Raw genomic sequence first — 769 nt, 5'->3', positions numbered from 1 at the left:
CGCTTCAGACTCAGCCAGCACAAGTTTGAGCACAAGTCTAAGTGCCTCAATTAGTGCATCAGATTCAGCAAGCACCAGCTTGAGTACAAGCCTCAGTGCCTCAATTAGCGCATCAGATTCAGCAAGCACCAGCTTGAGCACAAGCCTCAGTGCCTCAATTAGTGCTTCAGATTCAGCAAGCACCAGCTTGAGTACAAGCCTCAGTGCCTCAATTAGCGCATCAGATTCAGCAAGCACCAGCTTGAGTACCAGCCTCAGTGCTTCGATCAGTGCCTCAGAGTCAACAAGTACAAGTTTGAGTACCAGTCTCAGTGCCTCAATTAGTGCAAGCGACTCAGTAAGTACAAGTTTGAGCACGAGCCTCAGTGCCTCAATTAGTGCCTCAGATTCAGCAAGCACCAGCTTGAGTACAAGCCTCAGTGCCTCAATTAGTGCCTCAGATTCAGCCAGCACCAGCTTGAGTACAAGCCTCAGTGCCTCAATTAGCGCATCAGATTCAGCCAGCACCAGCTTGAGTACAAGCCTCAGTGCCTCAATTAGCGCTTCAGACTCAGCCAGCACAAGTTTGAGCACAAGTCTAAGTGCCTCAATTAGTGCATCAGATTCAGCAAGCACCAGCTTGAGTACAAGCCTCAGTGCCTCAATTAGCGCATCAGATTCAGCAAGCACCAGCTTGAGCACAAGCCTCAGTGCCTCAATTAGTGCTTCAGATTCAGCAAGCACCAGCTTGAGTACAAGCCTCAGTGCCTCAATTAGCGCATCAGATTCA

General features: G+C 49.4%; 1 protein-coding gene. It reads right to left on the bottom strand.

Going from position 1 to position 769, the window contains the following annotated elements; all coding sequences use genetic code 11:
- A partial coding sequence (locus D8791_RS10435; protein ID WP_312023736.1) for a coiled-coil domain-containing protein occupies positions 1 to 769 on the bottom strand: 769 nt, incomplete at both ends.

It is taken from the genome of Streptococcus cristatus (assembly GCF_003943515.1).
Lineage (GTDB): Bacteria > Bacillota > Bacilli > Lactobacillales > Streptococcaceae > Streptococcus > Streptococcus cristatus_D.
Note: the sequence above shows the minus strand (reverse complement) of the source record. Positions and strands in the feature narration are given on the sequence as shown.